General features: G+C 58.5%; 29 protein-coding genes. 14 read left to right on the top strand and 15 right to left on the bottom strand.

The genetic code is table 11. The features are described from left to right. Positions 1-108: 108 nt before the first annotated feature. Complete coding sequence (gene ppsR, locus AC1RJ3_RS23640) at positions 109-927, top strand: posphoenolpyruvate synthetase regulatory kinase/phosphorylase PpsR (protein WP_054593257.1); 819 nt, start codon at positions 109-111, stop codon at positions 925-927. 20 nt (positions 928-947) lie between these two features. Here the strand turns inward: ppsR and prpD are convergent, their stop codons facing one another. The 6 genes from prpD to AC1RJ3_RS23610 form a co-directional block, all read right to left on the bottom strand. Further along, a complete protein-coding gene (prpD, locus tag AC1RJ3_RS23635; RefSeq protein ID WP_493080805.1) occupies positions 948-2432 on the bottom strand; it encodes a 2-methylcitrate dehydratase in 1485 nt (494 codons plus the stop codon). Between the two features lie 104 nt (positions 2433-2536). After that, positions 2537-3727 (bottom strand): 2-methylaconitate cis-trans isomerase PrpF, encoded by a 1191-nt coding sequence (gene prpF, locus AC1RJ3_RS23630; RefSeq protein ID WP_493080803.1) that lies wholly within the window; start codon positions 3725-3727, stop codon positions 2537-2539. A 52-nt stretch (positions 3728-3779) separates the two neighbouring features. Then, a complete protein-coding gene (acnD, locus tag AC1RJ3_RS23625; protein ID WP_493080801.1) occupies positions 3780-6374 on the bottom strand; it encodes a Fe/S-dependent 2-methylisocitrate dehydratase AcnD in 2595 nt (864 codons plus the stop codon). A gap of 200 nt (positions 6375-6574) precedes the next feature. After that, the gene (gene prpC, locus AC1RJ3_RS23620; protein WP_493080799.1) at positions 6575-7702 is read right to left on the bottom strand and encodes a bifunctional 2-methylcitrate synthase/citrate synthase; all 1128 of its coding nucleotides are present in this window, start codon (positions 7700-7702) and stop codon (positions 6575-6577) included. Between the two features lie 67 nt (positions 7703-7769). Beyond that, positions 7770-8663 (bottom strand): methylisocitrate lyase, encoded by an 894-nt coding sequence (gene prpB / locus AC1RJ3_RS23615; RefSeq protein WP_054593262.1) that lies wholly within the window; start codon positions 8661-8663, stop codon positions 7770-7772. Beyond that, the gene (locus AC1RJ3_RS23610) at positions 8660-9382 is read right to left on the bottom strand and encodes a GntR family transcriptional regulator (RefSeq protein ID WP_019689463.1); all 723 of its coding nucleotides are present in this window, start codon (positions 9380-9382) and stop codon (positions 8660-8662) included. Before AC1RJ3_RS23610 ends, prpB begins: the two co-directional genes overlap by 4 nt. 270 nt (positions 9383-9652) lie before the next feature. Here AC1RJ3_RS23610 and rloA point away from each other — a divergent pair, with 270 nt between their 5' ends. From rloA to pabB, 4 genes are all read left to right on the top strand, one after another. Continuing rightward, positions 9653-10192 carry a retropepsin-like aspartic peptidase RloA gene (rloA, locus tag AC1RJ3_RS23605; protein ID WP_477766436.1) on the top strand — a complete coding sequence of 180 codons (540 nt, stop codon included), beginning with the start codon at positions 9653-9655 and terminating at the stop codon, positions 10190-10192. 5 nt (positions 10193-10197) lie between these two features. Further along, on the top strand, positions 10198-11730 hold the full coding sequence (rloB, locus tag AC1RJ3_RS23600; RefSeq protein WP_054593264.1) for an osmotic stress tolerance membrane protein RloB: 1533 nt from the start codon (positions 10198-10200) through the stop codon (positions 11728-11730). Then, complete coding sequence (locus tag AC1RJ3_RS23595) at positions 11730-12716, top strand: alpha-L-glutamate ligase-like protein (protein ID WP_347929420.1); 987 nt, start codon at positions 11730-11732, stop codon at positions 12714-12716. The genes rloB and AC1RJ3_RS23595 overlap by 1 nt, the downstream gene beginning before the upstream one ends. A 262-nt stretch (positions 12717-12978) precedes the next feature. Then, on the top strand, positions 12979-14322 hold the full coding sequence (pabB, locus tag AC1RJ3_RS23590) for an aminodeoxychorismate synthase component I (RefSeq protein ID WP_347929419.1): 1344 nt from the start codon (positions 12979-12981) through the stop codon (positions 14320-14322). Positions 14323-14485: 163 nt separating this feature from the next. On the opposite strand, the gene thrH is transcribed toward pabB, so the two are convergent. Then, positions 14486-15103: a bifunctional phosphoserine phosphatase/homoserine phosphotransferase ThrH gene (gene thrH / locus AC1RJ3_RS23585; protein ID WP_347929418.1), complete on the bottom strand. Its 618-nt coding sequence runs from the start codon at positions 15101-15103 to the stop codon at positions 14486-14488. A gap of 174 nt (positions 15104-15277) precedes the next feature. Here thrH and AC1RJ3_RS23580 point away from each other — a divergent pair, with 174 nt between their 5' ends. Continuing rightward, the gene (locus AC1RJ3_RS23580) at positions 15278-16012 is read left to right on the top strand and encodes a phosphoadenylyl-sulfate reductase (protein WP_054593268.1); all 735 of its coding nucleotides are present in this window, start codon (positions 15278-15280) and stop codon (positions 16010-16012) included. Positions 16013-16212: 200 nt separating this feature from the next. Here the strand turns inward: AC1RJ3_RS23580 and AC1RJ3_RS23575 are convergent, their stop codons facing one another. Beyond that, positions 16213-17136, bottom strand: a complete 924-nt coding sequence (locus AC1RJ3_RS23575; protein WP_427540286.1) for a LysR family transcriptional regulator — start codon at positions 17134-17136, stop codon at positions 16213-16215. Positions 17137-17261: 125 nt separating this feature from the next. Between AC1RJ3_RS23575 and AC1RJ3_RS23570 the strand changes: the two genes are divergently transcribed. After that, on the top strand, positions 17262-18008 hold the full coding sequence (locus AC1RJ3_RS23570; protein WP_493080794.1) for a 3-oxoacyl-ACP reductase family protein: 747 nt from the start codon (positions 17262-17264) through the stop codon (positions 18006-18008). 80 nt (positions 18009-18088) lie between these two features. Here AC1RJ3_RS23570 and AC1RJ3_RS23565 read toward each other — a convergent pair whose 3' ends face one another. Continuing rightward, positions 18089-18781 (bottom strand): HAD-IA family hydrolase, encoded by a 693-nt coding sequence (locus tag AC1RJ3_RS23565; RefSeq protein ID WP_054593271.1) that lies wholly within the window; start codon positions 18779-18781, stop codon positions 18089-18091. A gap of 256 nt (positions 18782-19037) precedes the next feature. Here AC1RJ3_RS23565 and AC1RJ3_RS23560 point away from each other — a divergent pair, with 256 nt between their 5' ends. Both AC1RJ3_RS23560 and AC1RJ3_RS23555 read left to right on the top strand, forming a co-directional pair. After that, positions 19038-19292: a type II toxin-antitoxin system RelE family toxin gene (locus tag AC1RJ3_RS23560; protein ID WP_103315387.1), complete on the top strand. Its 255-nt coding sequence runs from the start codon at positions 19038-19040 to the stop codon at positions 19290-19292. Then, on the top strand, positions 19273-19599 hold the full coding sequence (locus AC1RJ3_RS23555) for a helix-turn-helix domain-containing protein (RefSeq protein WP_019689429.1): 327 nt from the start codon (positions 19273-19275) through the stop codon (positions 19597-19599). Before AC1RJ3_RS23560 ends, AC1RJ3_RS23555 begins: the two co-directional genes overlap by 20 nt. A 131-nt stretch (positions 19600-19730) precedes the next feature. On the opposite strand, the gene AC1RJ3_RS23550 is transcribed toward AC1RJ3_RS23555, so the two are convergent. The 3 genes from AC1RJ3_RS23550 to AC1RJ3_RS23540 form a co-directional block, all read right to left on the bottom strand. Then, complete coding sequence (locus AC1RJ3_RS23550; protein ID WP_054593274.1) at positions 19731-20075, bottom strand: hypothetical protein; 345 nt, start codon at positions 20073-20075, stop codon at positions 19731-19733. A gap of 367 nt (positions 20076-20442) precedes the next feature. Further along, on the bottom strand, positions 20443-20634 hold the full coding sequence (locus AC1RJ3_RS23545; RefSeq protein WP_493080790.1) for a hypothetical protein: 192 nt from the start codon (positions 20632-20634) through the stop codon (positions 20443-20445). Between the two features lie 189 nt (positions 20635-20823). Beyond that, entirely contained in the window at positions 20824-21144 is a 321-nt protein-coding gene (locus AC1RJ3_RS23540; protein WP_493080788.1) for a YbjQ family protein, read from the bottom strand. Positions 21145-21260: 116 nt separating this feature from the next. Between AC1RJ3_RS23540 and AC1RJ3_RS23535 the strand changes: the two genes are divergently transcribed. Next, positions 21261-21455, top strand: a complete 195-nt coding sequence (locus AC1RJ3_RS23535; protein WP_054593277.1) for a hypothetical protein — start codon at positions 21261-21263, stop codon at positions 21453-21455. A 33-nt stretch (positions 21456-21488) separates the two neighbouring features. On the opposite strand, the gene AC1RJ3_RS23530 is transcribed toward AC1RJ3_RS23535, so the two are convergent. Next, positions 21489-22478: an SDR family oxidoreductase gene (locus AC1RJ3_RS23530; protein WP_493080786.1), complete on the bottom strand. Its 990-nt coding sequence runs from the start codon at positions 22476-22478 to the stop codon at positions 21489-21491. 94 nt (positions 22479-22572) lie between these two features. On the opposite strand from AC1RJ3_RS23530, the gene AC1RJ3_RS23525 reads away from it, so the two are divergent. Continuing rightward, entirely contained in the window at positions 22573-23478 is a 906-nt protein-coding gene (locus AC1RJ3_RS23525; RefSeq protein WP_347929413.1) for a LysR family transcriptional regulator, read from the top strand. Positions 23479-23544: 66 nt separating this feature from the next. Then, entirely contained in the window at positions 23545-24123 is a 579-nt protein-coding gene (locus tag AC1RJ3_RS23520) for a DUF4337 domain-containing protein (RefSeq protein WP_054593280.1), read from the top strand. 150 nt (positions 24124-24273) lie between these two features. Here AC1RJ3_RS23520 and AC1RJ3_RS23515 read toward each other — a convergent pair whose 3' ends face one another. Then, entirely contained in the window at positions 24274-24609 is a 336-nt protein-coding gene (locus AC1RJ3_RS23515) for a hypothetical protein (RefSeq protein ID WP_493080783.1), read from the bottom strand. 309 nt (positions 24610-24918) lie between these two features. Here AC1RJ3_RS23515 and osmE point away from each other — a divergent pair, with 309 nt between their 5' ends. After that, positions 24919-25281 (top strand): osmotically-inducible lipoprotein OsmE, encoded by a 363-nt coding sequence (gene osmE, locus AC1RJ3_RS23510; protein ID WP_347929411.1) that lies wholly within the window; start codon positions 24919-24921, stop codon positions 25279-25281. A 230-nt stretch (positions 25282-25511) separates the two neighbouring features. Further along, the gene (locus tag AC1RJ3_RS23505) at positions 25512-25898 is read left to right on the top strand and encodes a hypothetical protein (RefSeq protein ID WP_347929410.1); all 387 of its coding nucleotides are present in this window, start codon (positions 25512-25514) and stop codon (positions 25896-25898) included. An 83-nt stretch (positions 25899-25981) separates the two neighbouring features. Here the strand turns inward: AC1RJ3_RS23505 and AC1RJ3_RS23500 are convergent, their stop codons facing one another. Beyond that, positions 25982-26164, bottom strand: a complete 183-nt coding sequence (locus AC1RJ3_RS23500) for a hypothetical protein (protein WP_081013684.1) — start codon at positions 26162-26164, stop codon at positions 25982-25984. Positions 26165-26732 lie beyond the last annotated feature (568 nt).

Genomic DNA, 26732 nt, shown 5'->3' with positions numbered 1-26732 from the left:
CAATATGGCCTGGACCTGGAAAATAAGTGAGAATGCGGGCCAATCCAGGCCGACAAACCGCGCCTATCATATCCAAGAATCGTCACCAGCTTAAGGCCCAAGGCGCAAATGAAACGATCTGCTTTCTTTATCTCCGATGGCACGGGCATTACAGCCGAAACCCTGGGTCAAAGCCTGTTGGCGCAGTTCGAAAACATTACCTTCAGCAAAGTCATACGACCGTACATCGACAACGTGGACAAAGCGCGGGCCATGGTACAACAAATCAATATGGCCGCCGAAAAGGACGGATTTCGTCCGATCATCTTCGACACGATCGTCAACCAGGATATTCGTGAGATCCTCGCGACCTCCAATGGTTTCATGATCGACATTTTCTCGACCTTCCTCGCACCGCTCGAGCAGGAGTTGAGCGAGCACTCGTCGTATTCGGTCGGCAAGTCCCACTCCATTGGCCACAACTCCAATTACATGGAGCGTATCGAGGCAGTGAACTTCGCCCTCGACAACGACGACGGCGCCCGCACCCACTATTACGACAAGGCCGACCTGATCCTGGTCGGTGTGTCACGCTGCGGCAAAACCCCGACCTGCCTGTACATGGCCATGCAATTCGGCATTCGCGCGGCCAACTACCCGCTGACCGAAGACGACATGGAGCGCCTGCAACTGCCATCGGCGTTGCGCGCCCACAAGCACAAGCTGTTTGGCCTGACCATCGATCCGGACCGTCTCACCGCGATCCGCAACGAACGCAAGCCCAATAGCCGCTACTCGAGCTACGCCCAGTGCGAGTTCGAAGTGCGTGAAGTCGAAAACCTGTTCCGCCGCGAGAACATCGCGCACATCAACTCCACGCATTTTTCCGTGGAAGAGATTTCGGCGAAGATCCTGGTGGAAAAAGGCGTCGAGCGGCGCTTCAAGTAGGAGCTGCCGCGGGTTCGGCTTCAGATCACGAAGAGATCCATGAAACGGTTAACCGGCGTAGCCTCGAGTTTTGCCTGATCCTGGCACAAGGCAAAGATCTGCGCCGACCGTTGCGCAGTGAAGCGCGTCGCCAGATTGGCCTTGAACTTGTCCTCCAGCAAGGGAATGCCCTCGGCGCGGCGACGACGATGACCAATCGGGTATTCGACCACCACTTGTCCGGTGCTTGAGCCGTCCTTGAAGAACACTTGCAAGGCGTTGGCGATAGAGCGCTTGTCAGCCTCCAGGTACTCGCGGGTGTAGCGCGGCTCTTCGACAATGACCATCTTCTCGCGCAACTCGTCGATGATCGGGTGCGCCGCGTGAAACTCGTCTTCGTACTGTTCAGCCACCAGAGTGCCGAAGGCCAGCGGCACGGCGGTCATGTACTGGATGCAGTGATCGCGGTCGGCGGCATTGGCCAGTTGGCCGACCTTGGAAATGATACGAATCGCCGACTCGTGAGTGGTGATAACGATCTTGTCGATTTCATCCAGACGATTGCTCACCTGTGGGTGCAGGATCACCGCCGCTTCGCAAGCGGTTTGCGCGTGAAACTCGGCCGGGAAACTGATCTTGAACAGCACGTTTTCCATCACGTAAGTGCCGTACTTCTGCGAGAGGCTGAACGTACGTTTATCCGCGGGTTTGAGCGCCAGGTCCTTGTTGGTGTGGCTGAACAGCACGTCGTAGAAACCCCACTGCGGCGCGGTCAACACACCCGGAATGCCCATCTCGCCACGCATGGCGATGTCCGCCAACCGCACGCCACGACTGGAGGCGTCGCCCGCTGCCCAGGACTTGCGCGAACCGGCGTTCGGCGCATGACGGTAAGTGCGCAGTGCCTGACCGTCGACAAACGCGTGGGACAGCGCCGCCAACAGTTGCTCGCGATTGGCACCCATCAGTTTCGCGGTCACCGCCGTCGAGGCGACTTTGACCAGCAGCACATGGTCCAGGCCAACCCGGTTGAAGGAGTTCTCCAGGGCAATCACACCCTGAACCTCGTGGGCCATGATCATCGCGTCCAGCACCGCTCGCATGGTCAGCAGCGCATCGCCATTGGCCACGCGTTTTTGCGACAGGTGGTCGGCAACCGCGAGGATCCCGCCGAGGTTATCGGACGGATGGCCCCACTCGGCAGCCAGCCAGGTGTCGTTGTAATCGAGCCAGCGGACGATACAGCCGATGTCCCACGCCGCTTTTACCGGGTCGAGACGAAAATGGGTGCCGGGAACACGTGCGCCAAAGGGCACGACCGTGCCTTCAACGATAGGGCCCAGGTGTTTGGTGCATTCGGGAAAGCGCAGGGCCAGCAGGCCGCAACCGAGGGTGTCCATCAGGCAATTGCGGGCGGTGTCCAGCGCCTCTTTGGACTCGATCTTGAAATTGAGAACGTAATCGGCAATGTCCTGCAGGACCTTGTCGTAGTCGGGACGAATGTTCAGGTCGACGTTGGCGCTCATGTTTGGTTTCCTCCGCAAATGGACGGACCTGCGACGCGCCCCGCAGCAACTGGCGAAGCCTGTTGCTACGGAGACTGCGTTCACCCTGCTGTTTCAGCTCCCCCTCAGAAAGAATCGCCCGGCACGCGCACCCAGCCTTCCATCAATACTCGCGCACTGCGGCTCATGATGGCTTTGGTCACGGTCCATTCGCCATCGACCTGTTGGGCTTCGGCGCCAACGCGCAAGGTGCCGGACGGATGCCCGAAGCGCACCGCGTTGCGAGGAATACCGCCCGCGGCGAGGTTGACCAGCGTGCCGTCAATCGCTGCCGCGGTGCCAATCGCTACAGCAGCCGTGCCCATCATCGCGTGGTGCAACTTGCCCATGGACAGTGCCCGAACTAACAGGTCGACATCGCCTGCCGCCACCGGCTTACCGCTGGAAGCGAGGTAATCGGCAGGCCGTGCGACGAACGCCACCTTGGGGGTGTGCTGACGCTTGGCGGCGTCTTCAAGATTCTGGATCAGCCCCATGCGCAGCGCGCCATACGCACGAATGGTCTCGAACATCGCCAGCGCTTTCGGGTCGCCGTTGATATCGCCCTGCAACTCGGTGCCGGTGTAGCCGATGGCTTCGGCGTTAACGAAGATGGTCGGAATGCCGGCGTTGATCATGGTCACTTTGAGCGTGCCGACACCGGGCACTTCCAGGTCATCGACCAGGTTACCGGTCGGGAACATCGAGCCGCCTGCGCCCTCTTCCTCGGCCGCCGGATTCATGAATTCGAGCTGCACTTCAGCCGCCGGAAAGGTCACGCCATCGAGTTCGAAATCACCGGTTTCCTGCACCGCGCCGTCAGTGATCGGCACGTGGGCAATGATGGTCTTGCCGATATTGGCCTGCCAGATGCGCACCACCGCGATACCGTTACGTGGAACGCGACTGGCCTCGACCAGACCGCTGCTGATGGCGAACGAACCGACCGCCGCCGAGAGGTTGCCGCAGTTACCGCTCCAGTCGACAAAAGGCTTGTCGATGGAGACCTGACCGAACAGGTAATCGACATCGTGATCGGCCTTGATGCTCTTGGACACGATCACCGTTTTGCTGGTGCTGGAGGTCGCCCCGCCCATACCGTCGATTTGCTTTTCATACGGGTCAGGGCTGCCGATCACTCGCAACAACAGCGCATCGCGGGACGGGCCCGGAACCTGCGCCGATTCAGGCAGGTCTTGCAGGCTGAAGAACACGCCTTTGCTGGTGCCGCCGCGCATATAGGTGGCGGGAATCTTGATCTGAGGTACGTGGGACATGTGGGTCCTTTTAGGCCAGCGCGGGACTTAAAATCCCGCGTGGCTCGTCGTATTAAACGGCAACAGCCGATTCAAGGAAGTCCTGGGCGAAACGCTGCAACACGCCGCCGGCTTCATAGATCGAGACTTCTTCAGCCGTGTCGAGACGGCAGGTCACCGGCACCGACACCTGCTCACCGTTCTTGCGGGTAATAACCAGGGTCAGCGTGGCACGCGGCGTGCGCTCGCCGATCACATCGAAAGTTTCAGTGCCGTCGATGCCCAGCGTCTTGCGGTCGGTGCCCGGCTTGAACTCCAGCGGCAACACGCCCATGCCCACCAGGTTGGTGCGGTGGATGCGCTCGAAACCTTCGGCAGCGATGGCTTCGACACCGGCCAGACGCACACCCTTGGCCGCCCAGTCGCGGGACGAACCCTGACCGTAGTCGGCGCCGGCGATGATGATCAGCGGCTGCTTGCGCTCCATGTAGGTTTCGATGGCTTCCCACATGCGCATGACCTGGCCTTCCGGCTCGACACGCGCCAGCGAACCCTGCTTGACCTTGCCATTTTCCTGAACCATTTCGTTGAACAGTTTCGGGTTGGCGAACGTCGCGCGTTGCGCAGTCAAGTGGTCACCGCGGTGTGTCGCGTAGGAGTTGAAGTCCTCTTCCGGCAAGCCCATTTTCGCCAGGTATTCGCCAGCGGCGCTGTCGAGCATGATGGCGTTGGACGGCGACAGGTGATCGGTGGTGATGTTGTCCGGCAGCACCGCCAGCGGGCGCATGCCCTTGAGCGGACGCGCCCCGGCCAGTGCGCCTTCCCAGTACGGTGGACGACGGATGTAGGTGCTCATCTCGCGCCAGTCGTACAACGGTTTGACTTTCGGGCCGGTGTCTTCGTGGATGGCGAACATCGGGATGTAGACCTGACGGAACTGCTCCGGCTTGACCGATGCCTTGACCACCGCGTCGATCTCTTCGTCGCTCGGCCAGATGTCCTTCAGGCGGATTTCCTTGCCATCCGCCGACAGGCCCAACACGTCTTTTTCGATGTCGAAACGGATGGTCCCGGCAATCGCGTACGCCACTACGAGCGGCGGCGACGCAAGGAACGCCTGCTTGGCGTACGGGTGAATCCGGCCGTCAAAGTTGCGGTTACCCGACAACACAGCAGTGGCGTACAGGTCGCGGTCGATGATCTCTTGCTGGATCACCGGGTCCAGCGCACCGGACATGCCGTTGCAGGTGGTGCAGGCGAATGCCACCACGCCGAAACCAAGCTGCTCCAGTTCAGAAGTCAGGCCGGCTTCATCGAGATACAACGCCACGGTTTTCGAACCCGGTGCGAGGGACGATTTGACCCACGGCTTGCGGGTCAACCCGAGCTTATTGGCATTGCGTGCCAACAGGCCTGCCGCGATGACGTTGCGCGGGTTGCTGGTGTTGGTGCAACTGGTGATGGCGGCAATGATCACCGCGCCGTCCGGCATTTGGCCGGGCACATCGTCCCACTGGCCGGAAATGCCCTGGGCCGCGAGATCAGAGGTAGCGACACGGGCGTGAGGATTGCTCGGCCCCGCCATGTTGCGCACCACCGAAGACAGGTCGAAGGTCAAGCCGCGCTCGTATTGTGCGCCCTTCAGGCTATCGGCCCACAGGCCTGTGGTCTTGGCGTAATTCTCGACCAACTGCACCTGCTCGTCTTCACGGCCGGTGAGTTTCAGGTAGTCGATGGTCTGCTGGTCGATGTAGAACATCGCCGCGGTGGCGCCGTATTCCGGAGCCATGTTGGAAATGGTTGCACGGTCGCCGAGGGTCAGCGCGGAGGCGCCTTCACCGAAGAACTCCAGCCAGGCTCCAACGACTTTTTGCTTGCGCAGGAACTCAGTCAGCGCCAGCACCATGTCGGTGGCGGTGATGCCTGGTTGCAGCTTGCCGGTGAGTTCGACGCCGACGCTTTCCGGCAGACGCATCCAGGAGGCACGGCCGAGCATCACGCTTTCCGCTTCCAGACCGCCAACACCGATGGCGATCACGCCCAGGGCATCGACATGCGGGGTGTGACTGTCGGTGCCGACGCAGGTATCCGGGAAGGCCACGCCGTCACGCACCTGGATCACCGGCGACATTTTCTCCAGGTTGATCTGGTGCATGATGCCGTTGCCTGGCGGGATCACGTCGACGTTCTTGAAAGCCTTCTTGGTCCAGTTGATAAAGTGAAAACGGTCTTCATTACGACGGTCTTCGATGGCGCGGTTCTTTTCGAACGCTTCCGGATCGAAGCCACCGCGCTCGACGGCCAGGGAGTGGTCGACGATCAATTGTGTCGGTACCACCGGGTTCACTTGCGCGGGATCACCACCTTGCAGGGCAATGGCATCACGCAGGCCAGCGAGGTCGACCAGGGCGGTCTGCCCAAGAATGTCGTGGCACACCACGCGGGCCGGGAACCATGGGAAATCGAGGTCGCGTTTGCGCGCGATGAACTGTTTCAGGGATTCGGTGAGCGTGGCCGGGTCGCAGCGGCGCACCAGGTTTTCCGCCAGTACGCGGGAGGTGTACGGCAGGGTGTCATAGGCGCCGGGCTGGATGGCCTCGACTGCCGCGCGGGTGTCGAAGTAATCCAGATGGCTGCCGGGCAGCGATTTGCGGAAATCTGTGTTCATCGTCAGGACTCGGTCACGGTGATTACAAAAGGTGGGGCCTGGCGCCGGATTTGAAACCCGACCTTTGTAGGAGCCGAGCTTGCTCGCGATAGCGGTGTAACGGTTGACATCAATGTTGAGTGTCAGTCCGTCATCGCGAGCAAGCTCGGCTCCTACAAGAGTTTTCGGTTCATCCAGCAAGCAGCGCCGGCACCCACCGGTCAGCGTTGTTCGATTGGCACGAACTTGCGCTGTTCGACGCCGACGTACTCGGCGCTCGGGCGGATGATGCGGTTATTGGCACGCTGTTCGAACACATGCGCCGCCCAGCCGGTCAGGCGCGAGCAGACGAAAATCGGCGTGAACAGCTTGGTCGGAATGCCCATGAAGTGGTACGCCGAGGCATGGTAGAAGTCCGCGTTGGGAAACAGTTTCTTCTGCTCCCACATGGTCTTGTCGATGGCTTCGGAAACCGGGAACAACACGGTGTCGCCGACTTCGTCAGAGAGCTTTTTCGACCAGCCCTTGATCACTTCATTACGCGGATCGTTGTCTTTGTAGATCGCGTGACCAAACCCCATGATCTTGTCTTTGCGCGCAAGCATTTCGAGGGTGCCTTTGATCGCCTCTTGCGGCGACGCGAAGCGCTCGATCATTTCCATCGCCGCTTCGTTGGCGCCGCCATGCAGCGGGCCGCGCAGGGAACCGATGGCCGCGGTAACGCAGGAGAACAGGTCGGACAAGGTCGATGCGCACACGCGGGCGGTGAAGGTCGATGCGTTGAACTCGTGTTCCGCATAAAGGATCAGCGAAACGTTCATCACCTTGACGTGCAGCTCGCTCGGCTTCTTGTCGTGCAGCAGGTGCAGGAAGTGCCCGCCAATCGACTCTTCATCGGTCACGCAGTTGATGCGTTTGCCGTCATGGCTGAAGCGATACCAGTAGCACATGATCGCCGGGAACGCGGCCAGCAGCCGGTCGGTTTTGTCATGTTGCTCGGAGAAGTCATGCTCCGGCTCAAGGTTGCCGAGGAACGAGCAACCGGTGCGCATCACGTCCATCGGGTGGGCGTCGGCCGGGATGCGTTCGAGCACTTCCTTCAGGGCTTGCGGCAGGTCACGCAGCTTGCTCAGTTTGTTGATGTAGGCGGCCAGTTGCGCCTTGTTCGGCAGTTCGCCGTACAACAGCATGTACGCCACTTCTTCAAAATGCGCCTGGGCCGCCAGTTCGCGAACGTCATAGCCGCGATAGGTCAGGCCTGCGCCCTCTTGCCCTACGGTGGACAATGCGGTTTGCCCGGCCACCTGGCCACGCAGACCGGCGCCACTCAATACTTTTGCTTCGGCCATTGCTGTCTCCAATCTTGAATTTGTTAGGGAATCTGCAACATCTAAACGATGAATCGAGTATTGCCGATCAACCCTTTTTCTGGGCAAACAACGCATCGAGCTTCTGCTCGAAGGTGTGGTAATCGATGCGATCGTAAAGCTCCATGCGGGTCTGCATGGTGTCGATGACGTTCTGTTGCGTACCGTCGCGACGGATCGCGGTGTAGACGTTTTCCGCTGCTTTGTTCATCGCGCGAAAGGCCGACAGCGGGTACAGCACCAGCGACACATCGGCGGCTTTCAGCTGTTCGGTGGTGTACAGCGGCGTGGCGCCGAACTCGGTGATGTTGGCCAGGATTGGCGCTTTGACGCGGCTGGCGAACAGCTTGTACATGTCCAGTTCGGTGATAGCTTCCGGGAACACCATGTCGGCGCCGGCTTCGATGCACGCCGCGGCGCGATCCAGTGCCGACTCCAGACCTTCCACCGCCAGGGCGTCGGTGCGGGCCATGATCACGAAGCTGTCATCGGTGCGCGCATCGACTGCCGCCTTGATCCGGTCGACCATTTCCTGCTGGGAAACGATCTCTTTATTCGGGCGGTGACCGCAGCGCTTGGCGCCGACCTGGTCTTCGATGTGAATCGCTGCCGCACCGAACTTGATCATCGACTTCACGGTGCGCGCGACGTTGAATGCCGAGGAACCAAAACCGGTGTCCACGTCCACCAACAGCGGCAGGTCGCAGACATCGGTGATCCGGCGTACGTCGGTCAACACGTCATCGAGCCCGGTAATCCCCAGGTCCGGCACACCGAGAGAACCGGCAGCGACCCCGCCACCGGACAGATAAATAGCCTTGAAACCGGCGCGCTTGGCCAGCAGCGCATGGTTGGCGTTGATCGTGCCGACCACTTGCAAAGGATGCTCGCTGGCAACCGCATCGCGGAAACGCTGGCCTGGTGTGCTCTTGTTCGAACTCATGACTCACCTCGTGGAGTGGCTGTCTGATGGGCTCCGTCCTGATAGTGACGGGCGATATTGCGTTTTGAAGCGCCGATGTGACGACGCATCAACAACTCGGCCAATTCACCGTCACGGTCGGCGATGGCATCGAGAATCCGGTGGTGCTCGGCAAACGCCTGGCGCGGCCGATTGGGCGTGGCGGAAAACTGGATGCGGTACATGCGCACCAGCTGATACAGCTCGCCGCAGAGCATTTGCGTCAGCGTGCGGTTGCCGCTGCCTTGAATGATTCGGTAGTGAAAGTCGAAATCGCCTTCCTGCTGGTAATAGCCGACGCCTGCCTGAAACGCCGCATCGCGCTCATGGGTTTCCAGCACCTGACGCAACTCGTCGATTTCTTCGGTGGTCATGCGCTCGGCGGCCAGACGACAGGCCATGCCTTCCAGGGACTCGCGAATTTCGTAGAGCTCAAGCAGTTCGGCGTGACTCAGCGACACCACCCTCGCCCCTACGTGCGGGACGCGGACCAGCAGGCGCTGACCTTCGAGACGATGGATCGCCTCACGCAACGGCCCACGGCTGATGCCGTAAGTGCGCGCCAGTTCAGGCTCGGAAATCTTGCTGCCCGGGGCGATCTCGCCTTTGACGATGGCCGCCTGAATGCGTCGGAAGACGTTTTCGGAAAGGGTTTCCGAATCGTCTGACGCCATCACTGGGGGATCAAGTTGATCCAGCATATTGTCGACACCTCATAAGCCAATGCGCCAAAAACTAACCAATATCGCGCAACCAGTCAAAGGAAAAAGAACTATTGTCGACAATCGTCTAATAAACGCCTTAAGTAAAACCTAAGTAAAGGACTGACCCGCGGCTGGCGCCATAAAACCACCGTGCTAGAATGCCGCCCGCATTTGTCTGTCATCTTTTTATGGCAGGCACTAGAAGGAGCTTGTGCAGCAATGCCAGTCGCCTTGAACTGAAGAACGGACGGCACCGCGCCAGGATCTATGAGACTCAAGCCCTTCACCCTGTTGATCTGTTTACTCCTCTGCCTGCCAGGTCTCGCTATCGCGGGTGAAAAGACTGTGTACGGTCTCAACGAATACGCGCAGTTGGCAGGAATCGACCTGGAAGTCGCGGCCAAACTCGACACGGGGGCCAAAACCGCCTCCCTCAGTGCCCGTGACATCAAGCGCTTCAAACGCAATGGCGAATCGTGGGTGCGCTTTTATCTGGCCATCGACACCGCCCACTCGCACCCGATCGAGCGCCCATTGGCACGCGTCAGCAAAATCAAACGCCGCGCTGGCGACTTCGATCCCGAGGAAGGCAAGCAGTACACCGCTCGCCCGGTGATCGAGCTGGATATCTGCATGGGCACGGCGTTGCGCAGCATAGAAGTGAACCTGACCGACCGAAGTGCATTCCAATTCCCGCTCTTGATCGGTTCCGAAGCCTTGAAACGCTTTGATGCGCTGGTCGACCCGAGTCTTAAATACGCTGCTGGCAAACCCGCCTGCGCCACCGACGCTCATACCGCAGAGTAATGCCCATGCGCTCCCTTACCCTCCACCTGAAAATCCTGATCACCCTATTGGTGGTGCTGGGCCTTTCGGTTACGGCCTATCAGATTTTCGTGCTGGGCATTCCGGTGACCGAAGACGCCACCGACGACTTGTGGAACATCGACGCCAAGGTCGAGTTCGTCGCCAGTGCCAAGGACCCGGTCAAGATCCAGATGTTCGTGCCACCGCTGAGTCGCGACTACGTCAGCCTCAATGAAAGCTTTATCTCCAACAACTATGGCGTTGCAGTGAACCGCGTCGACGGCAACCGCAAGGTCACCTGGTCGGCACGCCGGGCCAAGGGCAACCAGACGCTTTACTACCGCCTGGTGCTGACCAAGCGCTACACCGGTGAAAAATCCAAAGTCAAAGGCCCGACCTTCCGCGACAGCATCGCCGTCGAAGGCCCGGAGAAAGTCGCCGCCGACGCCCTGCTCGCGCCGATTCGCCAGCACTCGGCAGACGTCGAGACCTTCATCGGCGAAGCGATCAAACGCGTCAACAATTCCAATGACGACAATGCAAAACTGCTGCTGGCCGGCGATCCGTCACCAGCGCACAAAGCGAAAATCGTCGAACTGCTGCTGTCCATCGCCCACGTACCGTTGGAAAAGGTCCACACCATCCGCCTGGTCGCCGATCAGCCGCAAACCCCGGAGCTCTGGCTGCGTAGCTTCAACGGCACCGACTGGCTGTACTTCAACCCGGAAACCGGCGAGCAAGGCCTGCCCACCGATCGCCTGCTGTGGTGGACCGGCGATGACAACCTGATCACCGTCGAGGGCGGCAAGAAGGCCAACGTCACCTTCAGCCTGAACAACAGCGAAATGAACGCCATTCGCCTGGCCAAGCTGACCGACGAAAATACCGACGCCAGCTTCCTCGATTACTCGCTGTACGGCTTGCCGCTGCAAACCCAGCAAACCTTCATGATCATGGTGATGATCCCGATCGGCGTGCTGGTTATCCTGATCCTGCGCAACCTGATCGGCTTGCAGACCCTCGGCACCTTTACCCCGGTGCTGGTTGCCCTGGCCTTTCGCGAAACCGGGTTGGGTTTCGGCATTACGCTGTTTACAGTGATCACGGCACTGGGGCTTTCGTTGCGCTCCTACCTTGAGCACCTGAAGCTGCAAATGCTCCCGAGGCTGTCGGTGGTGCTGACCTTCGTTGTGGTGCTGATTGCCGCCATCAGCCTGTTCAGCCATAAACTGGGGCTGGAGCGCGGGCTGTCGGTAGCGCTGTTCCCGATGGTGATCCTGACCATGACCATCGAACGCCTGTCGATCACCTGGGAAGAACGTGGCGCCGGGCATGCGCTGAAAGTCGCGATTGGTACGCTGTTCGCCGCCTCTCTGGGACACCTGATCATGAGCATTCCGGAACTGGTTTATTTTGTGTTCACCTTCCCGGCGATCCTGTTGATCCTGGTGGGCTTCATGCTGGCCATGGGTCGCTATCGCGGCTACCGCCTGACCGAGCTGATGCGCTTCAAAGCCTTCGTCAAGGCCGATTCGTAATGTTCGGTTTCTGGAAGACCTGGAAGGCCCTGCACGCCCAAGGCATCATGGGCATCAATCGGCGCAACGCTGACTACGTACTCAAGTACAACAAGCGCAGCCTGTACCCGATTGTCGATGACAAGATCATCACCAAGGAACGCGCAATCAAGGCCGGCATTCACGTGCCGGAAATGTACGGCGTGATCTCCACCGAGAAAGAAATCGAAAAGCTCGGCGAGATCATCGGCAACCATAGCGACTTCGTGATCAAACCGGCACAGGGTGCCGGCGGTGACGGCATCCTGGTGATCGCCGACCGCTTCGAAGGCCAGTACCGCACGGTTTCCGGAAGGATCATCAGCCATGAAGAAATCGAGCACCAGATCTCCAGCATTCTGACCGGCCTGTATTCCCTGGGCGGTCACCGCGACCGCGCACTGATCGAATACCGGGTGATTCCCGACCAGATCTTCAAAAGCATCAGTTATGAAGGCGTGCCGGACATCCGCATCATCGTGCTGATGGGTTACCCGGTGATGGCCATGCTGCGCTTGCCCACCCGGCAATCCAGCGGCAAGGCCAACCTGCACCAGGGCGCTATCGGCGTCGGTGTCGACCTGGCCACCGGCATGACCTTGCGCGGCACCTGGCTGAACAAATTCATTCTCAAACACCCGGACACCACCAACGCGGTAGATGGCGTGCAACTGCCCTACTGGGACGGTTTCATGAAACTCGCCGCCAGCTGTTATGAGCTGTGTGGCCTGGGCTACATCGGTGTCGACATGGTGCTGGACCAGGAAAAAGGTCCGCTGATTCTCGAACTCAACGCACGGCCCGGGCTGAACATTCAGATCGCCAATGATTGCGGGTTGACCACGCGCACTCATGCAGTCGAGGCACGCCTGGAAGAGCTGAAAGCCAGAGGGATTACCGAAACACCGCAAGAGCGCGTGGAGTTTGTTCAGCACATGTTCGGGAATATTCCCTCGGCCGAAGACTAAGCCTTTGTGGTGAGGGAGCTTGCTCCCGCTGGGGCGCGAAGCGGCCCTAAAACCCGACAACACAACCTTACAAGCAGAACACATGTGCCGGTTTTACGACTGCTTCGCCCGAGCGCGGACCGCCCCAGCGGGAGCAAGCTCCCTCGCCACAGGGTTTGTGCAGTCGCACATGATGTATCTCTTCCCGACATCCCCTCTAGGAGCAAATCCCGCAGAGGACTACAATCGCCACCCCCGCCTCGATGGCTGATCTGCCCCGCTCATGTTGACCTGCTCCGTATACCCGCTTCCCTATCGCGCCAACCCCGCCGAGTATTTCGCGGCGATTCGCCATGCCCCGGGCAGCGTACTGCTCGACAGTGGCCGACCGAGTGCCGAGCGCGGACGCTATGACGTGCTCAGCGCCTGGCCAGTGGCAACACTGGCGGTTTCGCCTGACGAAAGTGGCGGCGCATTCCTGCAACGCCTGCGCGACACGCTGGCCCGGCTCGGCAATGCAGCGATCCCGGCCCCCTACGAATTACCCTTCGCCGGTGGCTTGATCGGCTACCTCAGTTACGATTTCGGCCGTCACCTGGAGGCCCTGCCCTCCCAGGCTCACGATGACCTGCAACTGCCCGACGCGCGCTTCGGCCTGTATGACTGGGCGTTGATCAGCGATCACCTGACCGGCAGCAGTCAGTTGGTGTTCCATCCCAACCTGATCGAATCCGAGCGCCAGCGCCTGATCGAACTGTTCAGCCAGCCCGCCGCTGCAGCGACCGAACCGTTCACCCTGAGCGGCGCCATGAGCCCCGATCTCAGCGCCAGCGACTATCAGCAGGCGTTCGTGCGTATCCAGCAGTACATCCAGGCCGGCGACTGCTATCAGGTCAACTTCGCACAACGCTTTCGCGCACAATGCCAAGGCGATCCGTGGACCGCGTATTGCGCGCTGCGGGCAGCTTGCCCAACACCGTTCTCTGGCTTCCAGAGCCTGCCCGACGGCGGCGCGGTGCTGAGCCTGTCGCCAGAGCGTTTCGTCAAAGTCAGCGAAGGCCACGTGGAAACCCGCCCGATCAAAGGCACTCGCCCACGTGGTCAGAACGCCGCCGAAGATGCGGCCAACGCTGCCGAACTGTTGGCCAGCCCCAAGGATCGCGCGGAAAACCTGATGATCGTCGACCTGTTGCGCAACGATCTGGGCCGCACTTGCCGCATTGGCTCGGTGCGTGTGCCCGAGTTGTTCAGCCTGGAAAGCTACCCGAACGTGCATCACCTGGTGAGCAGCGTCACCGGCGAATTGGCTGACAACAAAGACGCCCTCGACCTGATCGCCGGCAGCTTCCCCGGTGGCTCGATCACTGGCGCACCGAAAATCCGCGCCATGCAAATCATCGACGAGCTGGAACCAACCCGCCGTGGTTTGTACTGCGGTTCGTTACTGTATCTGGACGTACGCGGGGAAATGGACAGCTCGATCGCCATCCGTAGCTTGCTGGTCAAGGATGGCCAGGTCTGCTGCTGGGGCGGCGGCGGGATCGTCGCCGATTCAGACTGGCAGGCCGAATATCAGGAGTCCATCACCAAGGTGAAGGTGTTGCTCGAAACCCTGCAAGGCCTCTGATGCATGGCTGTTGTGGCGAGGGAGCTTGCTCCCGCTGGGGAGCGGAGCGCCCCCAAAACCTGACGCCGCGAATCTTCAGAAAGTTCGCGTGTACTGGTTTACGACTGCTACGCCCGAGCGCGGACCGGCCGGCGGGGGCAAGCTCCATCGCCACAGAGTTCACTTACAAACTCAAATCACGGTTTGAAGCTTTGAGAAACTCCTGCTTCAGCTCGGCGAAGCTATGCACCGCCGGGAACTGCGGGAACTCGCGGATCACGTTGTCTGGTGCGTGGAACAGGATTCCGGCGTCCGCCTCACCCAGCATGCTGGTGTCGTTGTACGAATCACCGGCGGCGATCACCCGATAATAGAGGCTCTTGAAGGACAATACCGACTGACGCTTGGGATCTTTCTGACGCAGTTGATAGCCCGTCACTCGACCGGTGTCATCCGTAATCAGACGATGGCAGAGCAAGGTCGGGAAGCCCAGTTGACGCATCAGCGGCTGGGAAAACTCGTAGAACGTGTCAGAAAGAATCACCACCTGGAAGCGCTCGCGCAGCCAGTTGACGAACTCGATGGCACCGTCGAGTGGCTTCAGGGTGGCGATCACTTCCTGAATATCGGACAGCTTCAGGTCGTGCTCGTCGAGGATGCGCAGGCGCTGCTGCATCAGCACGTCGTAATCGGGAATATCCCGGGTGGTTGCCTTGAGGGATTCAATCCCGGTTTTTTCGGCAAAGGCGATCCAGATCTCCGGGACCAACACACCTTCCAGATCGAGACAGGCAATTTCCACAAGACACTCCCATTTGTACTGATTATTGAGTTGAGCGAGCAAAAGGACTGCCGAACTCTAGCGAGACATACCGACCGACGCAACGCAGAGGAGCGCCCCTGTCGCTTCGGGATTTTGCTACCATCGCCACCATATAGAGCGCTTAGCGCCACCGACCTGTAGGAAACCGCCCTGATGAGCCCATCGTTCGACGTTACTGAACTCGCCGCGACCTATGCCACCAAATCCGCCCAGGACATTCTCAAACTCGCCTTTGCCGAGTTCGGGGACGACCTGTGGATCTCCTTCAGCGGCGCCGAAGACGTGGTGCTGGTGGACATGGCCTGGAAAATCAACAAGAACGTCAAGGTCTTCAGCCTCGACACCGGACGCCTGCATCCGGAAACCTATCGCTTCATCGATCAGGTGCGCGAGCACTACAAGATCGAGATCGAACTGGTCTCCCCGGACCATACAAAGCTCGAACCGTTCGTCAAAGAAAAAGGCCTGTTCAGCTTCTACAAGGATGGCCATGGCGAATGCTGCGGCATCCGCAAGATCGAACCACTGCGCCGCAAGCTGTCCACCGTCAGCGCCTGGGCTACCGGCCAGCGCCGCGACCAGAGCCCGGGCACCCGCAGCCAGGTTGCCGTACTGGAAATCGACAGCGCGTTCTCGACGCCTGAGCGCACTCTGTATAAATTCAACCCGCTGGCACAAATGACCAGCGAAGAGATCTGGGGCTATATCCGCATGCTGGAGCTGCCGTACAACAGCCTGCATGAACGCGGCTTCATCAGCATTGGCTGTGAACCGTGCACCCGCCCGGTACTGCCAAACCAGCACGAGCGCGAAGGTCGCTGGTGGTGGGAAGAAGCCACGCAGAAAGAGTGCGGCTTGCACGCGGGCAACATCATCCAGAAAGCCTGATCCCCGCCCTGCGAAATCCCCCTGTGGGAGATTGCTCGCGATAGCGGTGTAACGATCAACATCAATGTTGAATGTCAGTCCGTCATCGCGGGCAAGCCTTGCTCCTACAGGTTCAGTGTCGAATACATCATTGTGGCTCGACTCGAATTCGTAGGAGCAAGGCTTGCCCGCGATGGCAGCACCTCGGTCCTGCGCCAAGCTCAAACAGCGCTGAACCGCTGCGCCAATTGCTGCTCGGCAAACTGCTCGATAATGAAATCCACGAACGCCCGCGTTTTCCCCGGCAACAGTTTGTGTTCGGCATAGTAGATCGAGATATTGCCATCATCGACGTACCAGTCCGGCAGCACGCGCTGCAAAGTGCCGGCATTCAGGTAGCCAACCGCAAACGGCATACTCACCAGCGCAATCCCCAAGCCTTGCGCCGCAGTGGCGCAAGCCGCTTCGGAGTCACTCATGGTCATCCGCGCCTTGAGGCTCAGCGGGCTGTGCTCCTGACGACGGCTGGTCAATTGCCAGGAACGCACGCGACCGGTCTGCGGTGAACGAATCAGAATCCCGTCGCAGTCACTTAAATCATCCGGCTCACGAATAGCCTCGCGCTGCGCCAGATAATCCCTGGATGCCACCAACACCCGGTGAGCCGGCGTCAGCTTGCGCGCCACTACCCCTGGCGGCAGTTCAAAACCGCCACCAATCGCTGCGTCGAAGCCTTGGCCGATCAAATCGACCTGGCGGTTATCAAAATGCCAATCCGGATTGATCGCCGGAAAACGCCGCAGAAACTCACCCAGCAGCGGCACGATGTACAGCCGTCCAAACACCGTGCCCATGCTGACTTTCAGCGTCCCGGCCGGACGCCCTTCAGCGCTGGCCAGATTGGCCACCGCATTCTGAATGGTGTGCAGACTGGCACTGACTTCGCCGAGAAACAGTTGACCGGCTTCGGTCAACGTCAGGCTGCGCGTGCTGCGCTGAAACAGCCGAACACCCAGGCGCGCCTCAAGTTTGGCGACACTTTTGCCTACCGCGGCGGGGGTCAGGCTCAGGCGCCGCGCGGCTTCGGCGAAGCTGCCGACCTCGGCGCTGCGCACGAAGCATTCGATACTGCTGAAGGTTTCCATGGCCGCCACTATAAACTTCTGGTTTACACAGACTATAGCAATGACCGTCTACACAGGGGGTAATCCAGTATCGATACTAGGCTCCATCAACCGAGACATTTCGCCTCGGGACTTTGGAGATAGACATGACCACTCAGAACCTCAGCGGTAAAGTAGCTCTGATCCAGGGCGGTTCCCGCGGTATCGGCGCCGCCATCGTCAAACGCCTGGCCGCTGAAGGCGCAGCGGTTGCCTTCACTTACGTCAGCTCGGCTGCCAAGGCTGAAGAATTGCAAAACAGCATCACTGCTACCGGCGGTAAAGCTTTGGCCATCAAGGCCGACAGCGCTGATGCGGCCGCCATTCGCAATGCCGTCAACAGCACCGTCGAAACCTTTGGTCGCCTCGATATTCTGGTCAACAACGCCGGTGTGCTGGCCGTCGCCCCGCTGGAAGACTTCAAACTCGAAGACTTCGACCAAACCCTGGCGATCAACGTACGCAGTGTGTTCATCGCGACTCAAGAAGCGGCCAAACACATGACCGCAGGCGGTCGCATCATCAACATCGGCAGCACCAACGCCGACCGCATGCCCTTCGCCGGTGGCGGCCCTTACGCCATGAGCAAGGCAGCACTGGTCGGCCTGACCAAAGGCCTGTCCCGCGACCTGGGCCCGCGCGGCATCACCATCAATAACGTGCAGCCTGGCCCGGTCGATACCGACATGAACCCGGCCCACGGTGAGTTCGCCGAGAGCCTGATCCCGTTGATGGCTGTTGGTCGTTATGGCACCGCCGCCGAGATCGCCAGTTTCGTTGCTTACCTGGTCGGCCCGGAGGCCGGCTACATCACCGGTGCCAGCCTGAGCATCGACGGTGGTTTTGGCGCCTGATTCAGCTTTTTTGCAGCGTAAAAAAACGCCGGGCACCCTTGATCAGGTTGCCCGGCGTTTTGTTGTCCAGTGTTTTCCCGTTACGCCTGCTCGAGTGTCGGCAAACCATAGGCATGCGGCTGGAACGCTTTCAACGTACGAAGAATGCTGTCGGCATGCGCATATTTTTCGTCAGCCATGGCCGCATCCGGCACCGCAATCGCAGTCATCCCCGCCGCTTTTGCTGCGGTGACGCCAAACGGCGAGTCTTCAAACACCAGGCAATCGCGCGGTGCCACCCCCAAGCGTTGCGCAGCGATGAGGAAAATATCCGGCGCTGGCTTGGCCGCGCCGACCTCAGGATCATCAGCGGTCACAATGGTGTCGAACAGCGCAAACCAATCGCCATGCAACGTGGTTTTCTGCCCGAATGACTGACTCGAAGAGCTGGTGCCCACGGCAATCGGAATATTGTTCGCCTTCAAATGCTGAACCAGCTCCCGCGCGCCCGGCATCGCCAGCGCACGCGGGAAACGTTCACGCATCAACGGCTCGCGGATCAGCAGAAACTCTTCGGCGCTGATCGGCAGCTCCAGCGCCTCGACGACATAGCGCGCCAGATCGCCAGCACCGCGGCCGATGATGTTCTGCTTGATGTGCCAGTCGAAGGTTCGGCCATAGCGTTCAGCAATGATTTGCGTGACCTCGGTGTAGATACCCTCGGTATCGAGCAGCAGACCATCCATATCGAAAATCACGGCCTTGATCGGGCCGAAGTCGAGCGGTGCATTCATCGCATCTGATCCGTTATCAACACAACATTCCGGGAAGCGGCTCAGGTACGGCCAGTGCCTTGATCGACCGAAAAAAGGATCGACCAAAGGGCCCGGCAGCATAACGAGCGCGGCTCACATGCGGCAACTGTTTGCCGCACCTCCCCCTCAGATCACGGCCTAGGGTGTGTAGTGAGCGCAAGGAAAGCGCCGCACGGTCACTTATAGAAATATAAGAAAATCATTGCATAACTTATGGAAGACTTATTAAGCTCTCATGAACGAAATCTACTGGACCCGCAAAGCCGTAAAGCAACTGCTCAGGGTACACACGGAGCACCGGGTGCAAATCCGCGATGCCGTAACGCAGTTGGAGCGCATGCCCGACGCAATCAACGTCAAGGCGCTGGCCCTGCACAATTGCGGGTATCGCCTGAGAGTCGGTAACTACCGGGTTCTGTTTGACTGGGACGGCTCGGTCCAGGTGGTCAGCATTCAAGAGGTCAAAAAACGTGACGAACGCACCTACTGACATACAAATCATCAACGGCCCGGACGGTGAGCCGGCCTTTGTGGTCATCCCCTACCAGCAGTATGTCGCTCAACACGGCGGCACCGAGCTGATTCCTCATCAGGTGGTCAGCCGTATTGTCGACGGTGCCACCCCAATCCGCGCCTGGCGCGAACACTTGAACCTGACGCAGGAAGAAGTGGCAAAGCGAATGGGGATTTCACAACCTGCGTTCGCCCAGCAGGAGGCGGTAAACAAACCGCGCCGAGCCACTCGGGAAAAGATCGCCATGGCGTTCGGGATCAGGGCTGATCAGCTGGAGTTGTGAAGTCCGGGTCATTGCAGGCTCTGGATTCAGGTAGCGCACTAGCATGGGGCGCCAGGGCCCGAGTCACCCAAAACGAAAAAGCCCGGCAATCAGCCGGGCTTTTTCAAATCGTATCGCTGGAACCAGTGCGCTTACTTGCCCATGAGCGCGCCGCCGGCTGCGCCACCAAGGCCAGCACCAATGGCGGAACCGGTCTTGCCGCCCAGCGAGTTGCCGATGACCGAACCACCCGCTGCGCCTACACCACCGCCGATTGCTGCTTTAGCGCGATGGCCCTTTTTCGCGCCGGCAGCACTGCCTGCAGCGCCTGCAACGCCTGCACCGATCGCCGCGCCGGTGCTGCCACCAAGCTTCTGACCAACCACATTACCCAGCGCACCACCCAAGCCGCCGCCGAGCGCTGCGCTGCCATCACCGGCCATTGCGCCTTGAGCGACCAGAAGACCCAGAACCAGAGCAGGCAAAGTTAAACGCATGACATGAACCTCAAAAAGGGTACTGATTAGTAAAAAACCGGATGCTAAAAAGGGCCGTCGGTTCAGTCAAAGAACCGGCCCAACCCTCATGAGCGCGAGGGTTGGACAGTTTATACGCAAAGAGTTTTATCGCAGGCAAAAAAAAAGCCCGCTGGGGAGACGGGCTAATGGAATTGCTTTTTAACGGATGAGTTGAGCCTACGGATATGCTTGTGAAAGAAGCGTGAAAGAAACGCCCGAAAATCAATAATGTTGATACCGCGCATGACACGTCACAAGCTCCCACTAACCTCCTGCACCACGCCACACGCTCAGACACCACTCAAAAAAAAACCCCGCTCAATGGCGGGGTCAGTCTAATTTTCAATTACTTGCGTACAGGCACGGAGACCTTGGGCATGAACGGCTTTGTGGTGTTTTTTGTCACCGCAGGCAGCCTGGCCTTGCCCGGTTTGGTCGGTGTTTCACCAAACCCCGCCACATAATCCGTCTGGCCACATTGCACACAATTGTTGACCGGATACTCAGCGCCATCATCTTCAATGTAAGGAATGCTCATCTATCAGTCCCTCCAGACAGATCGATACCGGCAAGCAATTGATTGCCTAAAAAAATACCGACCTCCAAGGTTTCTGAGACTAGCCGGTCATTCCCAGACCAATGATTCAAATGCGCAACACCCGACGAACGGCCAGGAAAAGCCTCTGACTTCCTCTACCTGTTTCTGACAGATAAAACGTCAATCAGCCTATTTGAGCGTCACCGCCGTTCCGGTCACAAACACCACCAGCATGCTGCCCCTGCCCGAGGGCATACTGATCTCGAAGTCCACCCCGACCACCGCATCCGCCCGAAGACTCTGCGCACGCTCCTTGAGCTCATCCGTTGCCTGGGCTCGCGCCTCCTGCAACGCCCTTTCCAATGTCTGGGAACGCCCGCCGAAGAAATCCCGCATTCCGGCGAACATATCCCGCACAACGTTGATGCCCTGCACCGATTCGGCGCTGACAATGTCCAGGTAGGCTGCGATCTGACGGCCTTCGATGGATTGGGTGGTGGTTATGATCACGTGGCATTCCTTTATTGACTGAGTGTCAGCCATGCTGCTGGCTGAAGCTGGAGAGACATACATACTAAGGACTAAGTTCAACCCGCGGTTTTGATGTTGGGTGCACAGGAGGTTGTATGACGGTATTTTTGCTGCTGTACCTATGCACTGACGCCTCCCGCACTGACTGCCAGGTGATACCCGTGGAACACTGGGTACACGCTGATGCTTACAAACAATGCATGGCTGCAGCCAAAAAGCTGACGATCGATCTCACCGCCAAGAATCGAAAGAGCAATTACTTTGTCTGCGAAACTCAAGTCGGTCAGTGACCGCCAATGAAGACACCTGTTAGTGTTCTTGCATCAGGAAAAAGTCGCCAAGCCGTCTCGACGGATACACCCCATGCCTAGCAACGCCGCTTCGACAGCCTCATCCAACGGCGTATGCGGCTCGCGACCCAGCACCTCGATCAATCGCGCATTGTCCATTTGCACTGGCGTGCGCCACAAATAACGCATTTCCAGCATTTCACGGAAGGTCACGACAAAAGGCGAAGCCAGTGTCAGCAACCACCACGGGAACGCTGTCACACGCGGCTCCATGCCTGCGTGCCGATAAACAACACGCTGGATAGCACGGCTCATTCGAGTACCGTCGGTATCCAGATGACCAGCCATATGAAATCTTTCGAAGGCTTGGAGAGTGGTGCGGCGCTCCAGCAACTCGACCATGCTCCGCGCAACGTCAGGCAGATAGGCCCACTGGTGAGCAACGCCCTGCTCACCTGGATAACTCACTGCGTTGACGGGTCTCCCCGGCTTGATCAAGCCCATGGAAAACCAGTTGTTACCGGCTCGCGGCCCGAAAAAATCTCCGGCGCGAACGATCAACGCACGAGCCCCCTTGTCAGCAGCCTTGCGCAAGCGCTGCTCCATCTCCACCCGAATAGCGCCTTTTCGGGTAAGCGGCTGCTGTGGTGAGTCTTCATGCAATACCGGAAAAGCATCAGGGCCAAAGTTATAAACCGTACCGGGCAGCACAATGGTTGCACCCTCGACCACGGCCGCAGCGATGGTGTTGTCGAGCATCGGCAACACCAGCTCCGGCCATCGACGATAGCCCGGCGGATTGACCGCATGCACAATCACCGAGCAGCCTTTCGCGGCCTCGATAACCTCCTGCCGATTCAGCGCATCACCGCGTAACCACGTGATGTCCACTTGTTGATCGACAGCTTTTTCGAGATGACGTGTTAGCGCGCACACCTCCCAACCGGCGTCTTTCAATTGACGTGCCACTTCCCCGCCAATCCCTCCTGTCGCTCCCAGTACCAGCACTTTATTGCCGTTCATGCCTGACGCCTCAAGGTTATAGAGGGCTTGATCCTGAGCGAATGGGCGCTATAGATAAATTGCAGAAGATCAGTGGGACGCTATACATTTATGCATGGCATCGAATATTGGTTGGGAGCTCTATCGATCCTTCCTGGGCGTACTCAATGAAGGATCGCTGTCGGGCGCGGCGCGCTTGCTCGGCATCACACAGCCAACGGTCGGCCGGCACATCGCCGCGCTCGAAAAAGCGCTGGATGTCGTTTTGTTTACACGATCACAAACAGGGCTGATGCCCACCGAAGTGGCACTGACCCTGCGCGCCCACGCACAAACCATGGAAAGTACAGCGGCCTCGATTGAGCGAGCCGCCTCAAGTCAAGGCGCGGCTGTACACGGGATTGTCCGTATTTCAGCCAGCGACGTGATTGGCGTCGAAGTATTGCCACCCATCATCACCCGGCTTCGCCAACAACACCCGGCGTTAAAAGTAGAACTCGTACTGACTAACCGCGTGGTCGATCTCTTGCAGCTCGAAGCCGACATCGCCGTGCGCATGATGCGCCCCCGCCAAGAGCAGCTGGTGGCACGTCGGATCGGTAAAATCGAACTTGGGCTACATGCGCGTGCCGAGTACTTGAACCAACATGGCATGCCGCGCGACCTCAACGAACTGGCCGGCCATTCGATCATCGGCTACGACCAGCCGAACGCCTTTATCCGCAATATCACCAAGTCCATCAAAGGCATTGACCGCCAGCTCTTCTCACTGAGCAGCGACAGCGATCTGGCGCAGCTGGCATTGATACGCGCGGGGGCCGGTATCGGCTTCTGCCAGGTTCCGCTGGCCAAGCGTGATGCAGCATTGCAACGCGTGCTGTCGACGACGTTTTCGCTGGGATTGGACACCTGGGTCACCATGCATGAAGACTTGCGCAATAGCCCGCGATGCCGCGCGACCTTCGACGCGCTGGTTGAAGGGTTGCAGCGGTATGCAAGTCCGGATGGGCAGGATGATTGAGATAGCGCCTTAGGCATCCAGTCCAGTTACAATTTGATACCTATTCACTCCTGCAGACTCACAGCCATGACTGAAGACTTCGAAGTCCCCAGCCCCCACGAAAAGCATCTGGAACACGCGACCGAACACGCCCAGGCCCGCGGGGACAGTTTCGCCAGCAAGATAGCGGTGATGACGGCGATCATGGCAACCATCGGTGCCATGCTCAGCTACCAGGCGGGCTCCACGGAAAGCGAAGCGGCCATGGACAAGAACAACGCCGCCATCAAGAAAACCGAAGCCTCCAACGAGTGGAATTACTACCAGGCGAAATCCAGCCGACAAAACCTCTCTGAACTGGCGATTCACATCCCCGGCCTCGATGCCGCGCACTACACCGCCGAAGCGCAACGCTACAAAACCGAAAAAGAAGAAGTGCGCAAGAAAGCGGAAGCCCTCGAAGCAGAAGCTCGCGAGTGGGATGAAAAATCAGAATTGGTATTGCATCAGCATCACCGTTGGGCACAGGCAATGACGGCGATTCAGATTGCCATTTCGCTGGCAGCGATCACTTTGTTGACGCGTAAGGAGTGGCTGAAACGGGTCGCGTACAGTGCCGCTGGCATTAGCGTCGTGCTGGGTTCGCTGGCGTGGTTGCATCTATGAGTTTATTGAGGGGGACGACATCAGGTCATCCCCCTTCGACCCGGCTTTTTGGCACGCAGGCAATCAATAAACAATCGTGACCAGAACAGACAGCCAAAGCAGCAGTGCGCGCATCCGGCATCATTCCAACGTCAATTCATCAGGCAGGAATTACAAACAGTCGTGCACCGACTTCATCAGAGCGCGGGATTTGGCCCACGGCGGGCCTTGATACAGCGATATGCGGCTCCCATTCTTGTACTTCACGATATCCAGCGTCTCATCGGCCGTCACAATGCTTGGCGCAGTAATCCTGTAGCCGTTTGAAATCGAGGTCTGGGTGGTTTTAGGAATCTCGCGCTGCCAGGCCGGCAGAACGCACTGGGCGTAATCCTTGGGAACCTTGGCAGTGATCTCGCTGACATTTGGTTCTCCCGGAACCAAGGAGGCCGGCAAAGAGCACCCCGCCAACGCTGCAACAGCAAGCGCACCTATCAAAATTCGCATAATTATTCTCTGCAATAAAATGTGGCAAATGTAACGCGAGGCCGGGTATACATCCAGCGTAATTAAGGGAACGCACTGTTGCATTATTGAGAACAAACCTATCGAAAAGGAACGTTTTCAAGCGTTTCTGAAAATCGCTCTGCTTCTTTTCGCAAACCCCGCCACGCGTGGGTTTCCTGTTATCTGCCCTTCCCTTGCACGCCAATGCCCCAGCCTTGAGGATATTTGGCGTACACCACCGAACTCGACTTTACTTTTATTGATGCACCCAAGAGTTTTTTCACGACACTCACTTTCGGGAGCCCAGTCATGAACACCCATCTATTCGCACTGGTCGTCGTGCTGTCCGCGGTGGCTGGATGCAGCTCCGAGACATCGGTCTATCGAGAGCAACCGCTGGTCGCAAAGGTAGAAATGGGCATGAGCAAGGATCAAGTCCAGCAAATCGGCGGCAAACCCTTATCAATCAGTGATCGCACCGTCGAGCCCGGCACCTGTTTTGACTACATGCTCACGCAAGCCGGCCAAAAGCACACGTTCAATGTCAGTTTCGATGCTCGAGGCAAAGTCGACCATAAGAGTTTTATGACGTGCGCGGAATGGAGTCACGTGCAACAAAAGGCCAGAGAACCATCCGGCAGTATGGGTGGGATGGGTGGTGGCGGTTATTAGCCGATGACAGCCCTTGCCCTCACGGACTTCTATCTCCCTCTCCGACATCAGTTCAACAGTATTTCGTCGCAGAGTCGTTGACGCGCCCCTTTTGGGGGCGTGGAATATTCTGGATGTGTTGACGTTTGGTGGCGAACCGGGTTGCGATGCCCTGCATCAAATGGGCAGCGTCGCGGTCATCACATAACATCAATAGCCCCTGATGCAACAGATGTCGGGAGGATTTCCACATGGCTAAAATAAAAGTTCTAGCTGGTGATTTTCTTCATGGAGTGGGGGCGTACGACTCCGGTGTTGTCAGTATCGAGACAGCACTCTATCCGTGGCCAGGTATCAGTGTCCCGGTTACCGATATCAAACACATTAACGTCATAAACCAAACTCCGATCGCACTGACACAACGCTGTGCCGGAATGGGCTTGGCCGCTGCGATGGCTATTGCCCCCACCTGGTCCGTGACAGACACCGCCATGGCCCGGGCTGATGCAGACGTGACGTTCTGGATTGAGCTCAGGGATGGCAGGAAAATGCTCTGCCTGACAGATATCGACACCTATCGACATCTGGAAGCGGGATGCTCGCACCCCATCTCGGGAATCGACCAAGAGGAGAGGTGACAATGGCCGACGGCAGCCTGATCATCAAAGGCGAATGAGCCGGTGAAAGCCCTGCCTCTTGCCGGGAAACCGGCAAGGGGCTTTTAGAGAAGCTTGATCAACACCGCAGTGACCGCAGCCACCGTGCCGATCAGGCCAGTCGCAACGGCAACCGGATACCAGAAAGTTTCACGGGTCATCTTGCCGGCCTCGGCGTTCAGCTTGCGCTGCTCAGCCATCAGCTTGACGATTTCCACGTGAACCTTTTCCAGTTCGGCCTGTTGCATTGTCAGCTCCTGCATAACGTTCGTCCTTTCGGGTGGCGGATTGCGTCGGGTACGCTGCGCTTTGATTCATTTTCTACCCTAATGGTGTGAAATGAATACCCCCTCCGGACGTGTTTCGTGTGAAGCGCTGAACCCCATGGAAGCGCTCAAGCACCCGGCTTTTCAGCGTTGCTTCCCACACCTCCATCATTTGCCCTACAGCAATTTCGGAAGTCCCCCCCGTAATGGCCTAATGAAAAAGCCCAGCGCTAGGCTGGGCTTCGGAATCGAGGACCATAGTGTTGTTGCCAATCAGTTAAGCCGTATCACGCACCGCAGCTGGCGAAGCCTGCTGCTACAGGTCAAGCATCAGCATCGTGCCCTGAGTCTCCCGACTGACCGACATTAGCCAATGGGCTGCTTTTGCCGGCCTTAACGGCACTCATGTTGTTCCACTTCGGTTAATCGCTCAACGAGCTCGTTTTGATCGTAAAAGAAGGTGAGGATTTATTTTGTCTAGTCCTGAAATAGGTTTACACCTGTTTCACTTCAACGCCCGATGCACCGCATCGGGCGTTTTGTATTTCAA

Source organism: Pseudomonas sp. GW822-FHT04C11 (assembly GCF_058800905.1).
The sequence above is the reverse complement of the archived record's forward strand: the minus strand, read 5'-3'. Positions and strand labels throughout refer to the sequence as shown.